This window comes from Micromonospora sp. NPDC003197, from assembly GCF_053590565.1.
The window spans coordinates 175,672-184,511 of sequence record NZ_JBSFTE010000014.1; the positions used below are offsets into that span (position 1 = coordinate 175,672).

The window sequence follows — 8,840 nt, forward strand, 5'->3', positions numbered from 1 at the left end:
TCACCCTCCGTCCAGGGCCAGGCGCGGTCGGGCCGCTTCTGCCGCAACGACCAGTGCGGCCAGGAGACCCACGGCCCAGGCCGAGCCGACGACCACATCCGTCCAGCCAACGGTCGTCATGCCGGTGAACAGCCCGATGGGTACGTAGTAGATGTGGGCGAAGGGCAGCACCATGATCACATCGGTGAGCCGCTCGGGGTAGAAGGCGAGGGGAATGATCGATCCGCCCAGTACGGCGTTGAGGGCGTCGCGCATCTCGTTGAGCCCGTCTGCTCGCCGCAGGAAGAGGGCACTGAGACCCACGAACCCGGCCAACGCGAAGGCAATCAGATATCCCGACACGGCGCTGATCGCTGCGGGGACGAGGCTGCCGATTCCGAGGTCCGGGCGGACCAGGAAGAGCGACCCGATCAGCAGCGGCAGCGTTGTCACCAGAAACGCCGCCGAGCGGCCCAACGCCTTGGCCAGCCACACGCCGATGAACGACGCCGGGTACATCAGTTCGCGCACGATGGACCCGTCGCGCATCCGGCGCTCGAACTCGATGGCCAGCCGGAATCCTGGAACGACGAAGACCCACAGCCTGGCCAGTACCGCATACAGGACGACCTGCGTGAATGTGACGCCGGCCCGGGTGTCGGTGTCCGAGAAGACCCGTCGCCACACGAAGTACTGTAATGCGATCAGGACGATCGCTCCGAGCATCATGGCCAGCAACGAGCCGCGGTAGATGAAGACCATGCGTACTTCGTTCCTGGCGGTCGCCAGGTACTTGCGATACCGGATCACGATCGGCCCGCCGGCCGACCGCTGTAGATCTCGCGTACGACGGTGGCCAGGTCGACGCTGTCCACTCGGACGTCGATGACGGTCGGGTCGGCCAGCAGTCGCCGGACCGCCTCGACCGGAAACTGGTCCGAGTCAAATCCGTAGGTGACGGAACGACTGTCGACGGTCAGCAGCGTGAGCTCGTCGAAGGACAACTCCGGAACCGGAGCGCTGTACTCCACGTGGATCTGGCGACTCGTGCCCCACTGCTTCTGGATGTCGCCGATCGCCCCCTGGACGATCACGGAACCCTTGTCGATGACGATGACCTCGTCGCAGAGGGCGTCCACGTCGCGTAGGTCGTGGCTGGTGACCACGAGGGTCGTTCCTGCCTCGATCTTCGTCGCCCGCAGTACCCTGTGGATCGCCTCCTTCGCGAGCAGGTCCAGCCCGATGGTCGGCTCGTCGAGGATGATCAGGTCGGGTCGCGGGAGCAGGGTGCAGATCAGCTCGGCCTTCACCCGGTTGCCGGTCGACAACTGCCGCACGGGCAGCGTGGTGAGTTCGGTGAACTCGAGATCCGCAGTCAATCGGTCGAGGTCGGCCCGGAAGGGCTTCTCCGCCAACCCGTACATCTTGGCGACGAGCTGAAAGGTGTCCATGGCCGGAAGATCCCACCACAGGTGCCCCTTGAGCGGGGCGAGGAAGCCGATCCGGGAGGCCAACTCCCGACGGTGACGCATCGGGTCCCGCCCGTCCAGCCGGACCGTCCCGCTCGAAGGTGCCAGAACGCCCGCGAGCATCTTCAAGGTCGTGGACTTACCGGCACCGTTCATGCCGATGTAGCCCAGCGCCATCCCGTCATCGATCGTGAACGACACGTCCCGTACAGCATGGATCACCTCGACCTGCTGACGCAGCAAACGGCCCAGCCCACGGGCACCCTCTCGCGCCCTACGTACCCGGTAGAAGCGGTTGAGCTCGGAAACTTCGACCTTCACAACCCTGTCTTTCAGTCCTGGCGCGTGGTTCGCATGAGATTGTCGAGCTGTCGGATCGCTGCCTCTTCCCCCGTGCAGGACAGGTAGTGGCGGACCAACTGATGGTTGTTGTCGCCGACGTAGTTGCCGGTGATGGCGACGGTCGGGCCGACGTTCTGTACGGCATGACACCATCCGGACGGCAGCAGGACGAGTTCTCCGGGCCGCTGGACGAAGCTGACAGACTTCTTCGCCGTCTCCACCCCCGGCAACGTCAGGAAGCTGCGGGGGAGCACTCGACGCTCCACCCCGAGTGCGGGTGACTGGATCTCCCAGCGCTTCTCCCCGGACAGGACGATGTTCCAGGCGGCGCTGTTCATGATGTCCAGGTGCAGCAGGCTGCCGGTGCCGGTGCCGCCGGCGAATAGCCAGAACCATGGAGGACGTACGACCGGATCCGCGTGCAGGAACCAGTTGGAGATCCCGAGCTGGTCGTAGATGCGATGCTCCAGGTCGTGGTGCGTGTCACGGATGTAGAGGTCCCTGACATAGCCCGCGCCGCCATCCGTTCGAAACCGCTCGTAGAAGACCCGTAGCGGGACTTCCGAGTGCCCGCCGTCAGCGCCCTCGGGCCGCACGATCTGCTCACTTCCGGCGAGGTGGTCGGTGATCGACCGCGTGATGTCGGTGAGGAGGGACGATCCGGAGAGATCCCGGATCGTCGGTAGCTGCGCGGTGCCTGTGCTCGCCGTCGTGGTGTTCACCGGGTGGCCCCCTCTCGTTGGGAATCGCGTACGAGCCGACTCAAGGTGATGAAGCGCTTGGATTCGGTCAGCTTGTCCAGGTCGCTCGTGAGGTCGGCGTAGCAGGAGTCCGCGCAGAGCCGCCGAGCGGTGTGGTACTGGCGCATGGCGTCGTCGGCCCGGTCCTGCATGAGGAGTGCCGCCGTCAGCACCACCGACGCCTCGACGTAGCCTTCCATCGACCCGATGCGCTGCGCCACTTCGGCGGCGCTCCTGATGTACCGCTCTGCCGAGACCGGCCGGCGTGCGTAGAGGGCCAGTTCACCGCGCGTGAACATCACCTCCGATCGGACCTCCGCCCAGCACACCACCCCGACAGGACGTTGTTCGGTCGCGGCGAAGAGCTGCCCGGCATCGGCGAGGGCATGCTCGCCGGCTGCCTGGTCGGTGCGCATGAAGAGGGTGCGGGCGCGGCGGATGAGCAGGCGTATCTCACCGGCCACGTTCCGGGTCCGTCGAGCTGCCTCCAGGCCGCGTTCGATGCTGGCCAGGGCCTCGTCCAACAGACCTCGCCCCTGCAGGCTGCGACAGTTGGCGAGTTCGTAGTCGACCTGGCAGGCCAGACTCTCGGCCTCGTCCGACACGGCACCGATCAACTGACCCGCCTCCCGCAGACAGCTACCGGCGAGGTCGTACTCACCTCTGCACTGCGCGAAGTCCGCGAGGATGATGCGTCGGCGGTATCGCTCGACCTCGTCGAGATCTTTCGGATCGTCGAGCGGGTGCAACAGACTGCGCACCCGTGGGTAGCTTTGCCGAAGATCGACGTTCCACAGCCGCTCGGCGAGCGTACGTCGTGCCGGTCCGGCCGCAGCGGGCCCCGCCTCCGCAAGTGTCCGCGTCAGGAGGAGCTCGGCTGCGGCTACGGCGTCGTGCAGTCTGGCCGACGAGAACAGGGCCAGGCAGCGCAGTTCGAGGCCAGCCAGGCTGCGTGAGAACTCGGGCGTGGCGGCATGTGCGTCGCCTTCCGCGTATTGGCCGTCTAGTAGCAGCTCGGTGAGCTGGCGCAGCCGTGGCTCGTTGGCAGCGAGTTTCAGCGCTCGGAGCGAGTCAAGATTCATCCTTCACCCCGCTGACCATCGCTTCGAGCAGGCTCCGTACGACGCGTCCACCGACCTGCCCGGTGGTGTAGTCGTGGTCGCGTGAGTGCACCGCCTCGACGAGATCCGCCGCGACCACGCTGTGGTGAGAGCCGACGGTTTCGATGGCTTTCAGAAGTTGGTCGACGCTGAGTCCACCGGGCACCGGGTGGCCGGTCGCCGGGAAGAAGGCTGGGTCCAGCACGTCTGCGTCCACCGACAGGTAGATGTCGGTCGGCGGGATCCGGCCCAGCTCGTCGAGCCCATCATCCACGGTCAGGCACTTCAACCGGTCCGGCAGTGGCCAGAGGTGGGGACTGATGAGGTCTCGGGCGCCCAACACGTAAATCGTGGTCTGTGGTTGCGTGGCGAGGATCTGGCTCAGGAAGTTCACATGCGTGAGTTGGTCGAACTGGGTGATGCCCGGTTCCTCCGCGTCCAGGTGCGCATCGAGCACCACGAGGGTGTTGGTCGTGCCGTCGGCAACGGTAGCGAGGTAGGCGGGGGCCGTGATGCTGTGGTCGCCGCCGAGCACAAGCGGCCGGATGCCGTTCGCCGCAATGCTGCGGACCGTGGCCTCGACGGCCGAGTAGACCTTGTGCCTCGGCTGTCGCGGATCATTCGGTACGGCGAACAGGTCGCCGATGTCGAGCACCGTTCGTCCGATGAGGGGAGATGGCCCGCGTACCGGATCGACGACCCCTCGGACCCGGCCGTCGTCGTCGGTCAGGGACAGTTGCGGGCTGGAGAACCGCCGTAGTACCTCCGGCCCGTGACGGGCACCGGGGTTGGTGGCTGATCCAAGGTCTACCGCTGCTCCGACCACCACCACATCAGGTGCCGGCTGTCGTCGGAGTGCCCCAGCCAACGACGTCGTCGACAGGCCCAGGATCCCCGTGCCCGACGTCGGTGTCTCGCCGGGCTCTGCCGACTGCAACAGTCGCGCCTTGTGTAGCTGCTCCCGCACCGAGGGTCCTAGCCGCCCCGGTGCTGGGAGTCTCGCGTCAGTGCAATCGGGCAGCTTGAAGCGTGCGCCGGATCTGGTGTCCCAGATTTCGAGGCCGCCCCGGTGTGGAATTCCGACGACGTGTAATGCCCAATGCAATTCAGTCATTTCTTGACGGTCCCCACTGTCGAATTGTCGAGACAGGGGCAGCCAAATGAAATCGGCTGCCCCTGTCTCGGTGATTCGCGTTTCAGCGGGACGAGGTCACTCCGCCTGCGCGTCCTCGTCGAACTCGACGTCCTCGGTCGGCTCCTCATCGACGGGGAACTTGGTGCTGATCGAGTTCCGGCTGTGGGTGACAGCGAAGCCGACCCGCTGATCGGCAGCGGTGGGAGCGGCCTCGGCCTCGATGCCGACGATCTCGTTCATTCCGTACCTCCATTGACGGTAGCCGTGGATGGTGATACCACAAGGAGGAAGGTGCCAGGTAATGGCAAGAAGGACGCCACGATTTGTCGCTGTGGTGCCTGATGTTTCCCCCGTGTAGCGATTGCGACGCTAGCAGTCGCATCGGGAGTTGGCAATGCCTATGATTTCCTGGTGCAGCCCGCGCTCTCGGCTGACTGGTGTTGTCGTTTTGGTGGTATTCCTTCGCTTCGCGACCGGAGGACCCAGTCGTTAGCGTGCGCGGTCGTAGACCATGGCGATCTCGCCCAGCTCGCCGCTCTCCTGATGAGTGAGCGTCCACTTCGATGCGGGCAGGCCATCGTCGAACAGTCGCTGCCCACCTCCGGCGATCTCGGGGCAGATCATGAGATAGATCCGGTCGAGCAGGTCTGCCGCGAGAAGCGCCTTGATGACGCTGGCGCTGCTGTTGACGAGGATGTCGCCCGTACCGGTGGCCTTGAGGTCGATGACGACGTCTACGGTGGGAGCGTTCACTATGCGGGTGCGTTCCCATGGTGCCTCGGTCAAGGTGGTCGAGAGGACCACCTTTTCCGTGTCGACCAGCCACTTCGCGTATCCGCGATCACGCGGATCGGCGTTCTCGTCTGCGGCGACCGATGGCCAGAACCCCAGGAACCCCTCGGCATTGAGGCGGCCGAGCAGCGCCGTCGTCGCACCCTCCCAGATGCGGGTGAGGTGGTCTCGCGCGAGGTCGGTGGTTGCGTACGGGACGATTGCGCCCAGATCACCGGGCCCGCCGGGACCGTGGTAACGCCCGTCGAGGGTGAGGCTCATGTTCGCGGTCACCCTGCGGCCGATCGTGTTGGTCATGACTGTTATTCCTGTCCCTTGGTAGGTGTCTTGGTGGTGCGCTGGGATGCATCGATGGTGTCGACGAGGTTGTCGAGCACCTGGGCCCAGCCGGTTTCGATACCGGCGATGTAGGGGACGGCCTCGACGGCCGTTTCGGCGATGCGCATCTCAAGCCGCAGCCGGGTGCCGCCCGGGACCGCGGCGAGGGTCAGTTCGTAGTGGCTGGTGAACGAGACCGCCCCCGCCGGGTTCCGCACCGAAAGGTCGAACACGAGGCGCTCAGGTTCCGTGGCGGCGTGGACCCGTCCCTCGGAGTGGTACCGCCCGTCGGCATCGCGGTAGTCGAGGACGGCGCGACCGCCTGGCTTCGGCTCAAGGGCGCAGTCGGTAACCGTCATCGACGGCGGGGCCCACCAGGACGCGAGCAGGTCCGGGTCGACCCAGTGTCGCCAGGCGACGTCCCGGGGCGCGGCCAGTACGCGTTCGAATGAGAAGGTGCGCCCGTCCGCCCACCGTTCGCGGTCCGCGATCGCGGATTCCGCTTCGATGGCCGCGCGGTAGCGCGCGACGACGTCTCGCTCGCCCTCGTGCGCCTCGGTGGTTTCGATCAGTTCCCGCAACCGGCGCTCAAGGGCCTTCAGCGGTGCAGCCTCGACCGCGTAGACGCGACGCTGACCGAGCGGGTAGACCGTGACGAGGCCGGCGCCCGCCAGGGTCTGGAGATGCTTGGTGGTCTGCGGCTGCCGTAAACCGGTCAGCGCAGCTAGCTCGCCGACAGACCGGGGCCGCTCGGTGAGGCACTCGACGATGCGCCACCGTGCGCTGTCGCCGAGTGCCGAGGCGATCTGTTCCATAGCTAAAAATATTCCCTGGCTGGAATATTCCTGTCAAGGAATATTTTTGGCAAGGGTGTCATGCCGTAGCAGCCTCGGCGACCGCAGGCATCTGGACTGACTCTCAGAACCCTTGCCCATGGAGAGTCACGGACTCAGCCACCTGGTGCCGATTCGTCCGACCGGGATGCAGGGCCGCGTCCAGTCCGTTCAGCCGCTGCGCACTCGCGCCGCGTAGGTGCGCCAGGTCTGTACTGCCGTCGCCCGTGTACCTGAGAAATGTCACCTGTTCGGTCCAGTCCAGGTGGGTTCCGTCCTGCTCGGCACCGACCAGGACGGTGACCAGCGAGGTCCAGCGCAGCTCGTCGTTGACGATGGCCGCGTAGCCGTACACGATCCGGTGTCCGTCCGTGATGTCGAGGTACCGCGACCGGTTCTCCAGTCGCTCGGGTGCCGCGTCCTGGCTGGTGTAGGTGCTGCGTGCGATCTCGCCGCTGCCCACCCGGAAGTCGTGCTCGTACGATGCTCCGCTGCCCGGCAGCCGGAACCACCGTCGCCTGGTCGAGGTGTCGGCGAACGCCGCGAAGACCTGCTCCGGCGGTGCGTCGAGATGCCGCGAGATCGTGAACGTGTCGTGCCGGACCATGTCGTTCCTTCCGCTGTCACGGCCACGAATCGGTGACCGCACGTCAGTTACGATCAGTAAGAAACGTGCGGCCACCGGATTTAATCCGGCTATCCGATACGCACTTTGAAGTCAGCTACTGACACATGAGGAACAAAAGAGCCGTGACAAGCTTCCTTGGCGCTGAACTCGCCCAGCGCGGGGTCGCGCCGGACTGCGTCCAGACGATTGAGCTCGTCCGTGACGTGCTGGCGCGAGTAGGTGACAAGTGGACGCTGCTGACCGTGACGGTCCTGGCATCCGGCCCGCTGCGCTTCACCGCGTTGCACGAGCAGGTCGCTGGTATCTCCCAGCGAATGCTCAGCCAGACGCTGCGCGCTCTCACCCGCGACGGGTTGGTGACCAGGACCGCGTACCCGGAAGTGCCCCCGAGGGTGGAATATGCCCTGACACCGCTCGGCCGTTCTCTGAGCGAGGCCGTGGACGGACTCGTGCACTGGGTCAGCAGCCACCAGAGTGAGATCGTCGGCAACCGCGACGAGTTCGATCGGAAACCGACGCGTGCATAGCCGCATTACTCGCCCTTGCCAGGGCACTGGGCCTATGCGGGCCGAGCCCAGCAATACCCCGGCTTCCAGCAACGGGGAAGCATTGATAATCGGTGGCGTTCGTGCCGACATGTGTGCAGGCTTCAGGGCCATGACGAGTAGCGACCTGTGGGACGAGGAAACCGCGGAGCGGTACGACGACAGCTCGGCGGAGATGTTCGCGCCGGAGGTGCTCGACCCCGCCGTGGAGTTCCTTGCCCGGCTGGCCGATGGTGGCCCCGCGCTGGAGTTCGCGATCGGCACGGGACGGGTGGCGGTCCCGCTCGCCGCCAAAGGTATTTCGGTGACCGGAATCGAGCTGTCGCAGCCGATGGTCGACCAGTTGCGACGTAAGGTGCCTGCACCGGAGTTGCCGGTGGTCGTCGGTGACATGGCCACAACGGTTGTTCCCGGTCGGTTTTCGCTCGTGTACGTCGTGTGGAACAGCATCGGCAACCTGCGTACGCAGGATGAGCAGGTGCAGTGCTTCCGCAATGCTGCCCGGCACCTGTCGCCGGGTGGTCGGTTCGTCATCGAGTTGTGGGTGCCGGGCATCCGGCGGTTCCCGCCGGGGCAGTCGGCGGTGCCGTTCTCGGTGACCGAGCAGCATGTCGGCTTCGACACGTACGACATGGTCACGCAGCAGGGGACGTCCCACCACTATTGGCCGCTGGGTGACGGGAGTGCCCGCTACGGCTACAGCAACTTTCGTTATATCTGGCCTGCCGAGTGCGACCTGATGGCCCGACTGGCTGGCCTGACGCTGGAACAGCGGGTGGCGGACTGGACCGGCGCGCCGTTCACCTCGGACAGCGAAAGCCACGTGTCGGTCTGGCGCAAGCCGCTCGACGCCGCTGATGAGGGCTAAGGCGTGTTTCATAAGCTGGTCAGAGCCACTCGGTGATGATGGTGATGGTCAGGACGGCTTGGAAGCGGACCGCCAGCTTGTCGTATCGAGT

General features: G+C 65.6%; 11 protein-coding genes. 2 read left to right on the plus strand and 9 right to left on the minus strand.

Annotated features, from left to right (window positions below):
- From ACWDV4_RS17995 to ACWDV4_RS18035, 9 genes are all read right to left on the minus strand, one after another.
- Positions 1-741, minus strand: coding sequence for an ABC-2 family transporter protein (locus tag ACWDV4_RS17995; RefSeq protein WP_449980035.1), 741 nt, complete (start codon positions 739-741; stop codon positions 1-3).
- A gap of 44 nt (positions 742-785) precedes the next feature.
- Entirely contained in the window at positions 786-1,769 is a 984-nt protein-coding gene (locus ACWDV4_RS18000; RefSeq protein WP_449980037.1) for an ABC transporter ATP-binding protein, read from the minus strand.
- Positions 1,770-1,780: 11 nt separating this feature from the next.
- Positions 1,781-2,512, minus strand: coding sequence for a hypothetical protein (locus ACWDV4_RS18005; protein WP_449980040.1), 732 nt, complete (start codon positions 2,510-2,512; stop codon positions 1,781-1,783).
- Complete coding sequence (locus tag ACWDV4_RS18010) at positions 2,509-3,612, minus strand: hypothetical protein (protein ID WP_449980042.1); 1,104 nt, start codon at positions 3,610-3,612, stop codon at positions 2,509-2,511. The genes ACWDV4_RS18005 and ACWDV4_RS18010 overlap by 4 nt, the downstream gene beginning before the upstream one ends.
- Positions 3,602-4,597: an arginase family protein gene (locus ACWDV4_RS18015; protein WP_449980045.1), complete on the minus strand. Its 996-nt coding sequence runs from the start codon at positions 4,595-4,597 to the stop codon at positions 3,602-3,604. The genes ACWDV4_RS18010 and ACWDV4_RS18015 overlap by 11 nt, the downstream gene beginning before the upstream one ends.
- Before the next feature lie 243 nt (positions 4,598-4,840).
- Positions 4,841-5,005: a hypothetical protein gene (locus ACWDV4_RS18020; protein ID WP_449980048.1), complete on the minus strand. Its 165-nt coding sequence runs from the start codon at positions 5,003-5,005 to the stop codon at positions 4,841-4,843.
- Positions 5,006-5,254: 249 nt separating this feature from the next.
- A complete protein-coding gene (locus ACWDV4_RS18025; protein ID WP_449980051.1) occupies positions 5,255-5,854 on the minus strand; it encodes a dihydrofolate reductase family protein in 600 nt (199 codons plus the stop codon).
- Positions 5,855-5,859: 5 nt separating this feature from the next.
- Positions 5,860-6,690: a metalloregulator ArsR/SmtB family transcription factor gene (locus tag ACWDV4_RS18030; protein WP_449980053.1), complete on the minus strand. Its 831-nt coding sequence runs from the start codon at positions 6,688-6,690 to the stop codon at positions 5,860-5,862.
- Between the two features lie 103 nt (positions 6,691-6,793).
- On the minus strand, positions 6,794-7,315 hold the full coding sequence (locus ACWDV4_RS18035; RefSeq protein WP_449980057.1) for an SRPBCC domain-containing protein: 522 nt from the start codon (positions 7,313-7,315) through the stop codon (positions 6,794-6,796).
- 143 nt (positions 7,316-7,458) lie between these two features.
- On the opposite strand from ACWDV4_RS18035, the gene ACWDV4_RS18040 reads away from it, so the two are divergent.
- Entirely contained in the window at positions 7,459-7,863 is a 405-nt protein-coding gene (locus ACWDV4_RS18040) for a winged helix-turn-helix transcriptional regulator (RefSeq protein WP_449980059.1), read from the plus strand.
- 130 nt (positions 7,864-7,993) lie between these two features.
- Positions 7,994-8,749: a class I SAM-dependent DNA methyltransferase gene (locus tag ACWDV4_RS18045; protein WP_449980061.1), complete on the plus strand. Its 756-nt coding sequence runs from the start codon at positions 7,994-7,996 to the stop codon at positions 8,747-8,749.
- The last annotated feature ends 91 nt before the right edge of the window (positions 8,750-8,840 follow it).

Bases quoted from the DNA above. Each gene is read 5' to 3' on its own strand.
- ACWDV4_RS17995 (WP_449980035.1), bottom strand. From the start codon at position 741: ATGGTCTTCATCTACCGCGGCTCGTTGCTGGCCATGATGCTCGGAGCG.
- ACWDV4_RS18010 (WP_449980042.1), bottom strand. From the start codon at position 3,612: ATGAATCTTGACTCGCTCCGAGCGCTGAAACTCGCTGCCAACGAGCCA.
- ACWDV4_RS18020 (WP_449980048.1), bottom strand. From the start codon at position 5,005: ATGAACGAGATCGTCGGCATCGAGGCCGAGGCCGCTCCCACCGCTGCC.
- ACWDV4_RS18025 (WP_449980051.1), bottom strand. From the start codon at position 5,854: ATGACCAACACGATCGGCCGCAGGGTGACCGCGAACATGAGCCTCACC.
- ACWDV4_RS18030 (WP_449980053.1), bottom strand. From the start codon at position 6,690: ATGGAACAGATCGCCTCGGCACTCGGCGACAGCGCACGGTGGCGCATC.
- ACWDV4_RS18035 (WP_449980057.1), bottom strand. From the start codon at position 7,315: ATGGTCCGGCACGACACGTTCACGATCTCGCGGCATCTCGACGCACCG.
- ACWDV4_RS18045 (WP_449980061.1), top strand. From the start codon at position 7,994: ATGACGAGTAGCGACCTGTGGGACGAGGAAACCGCGGAGCGGTACGAC.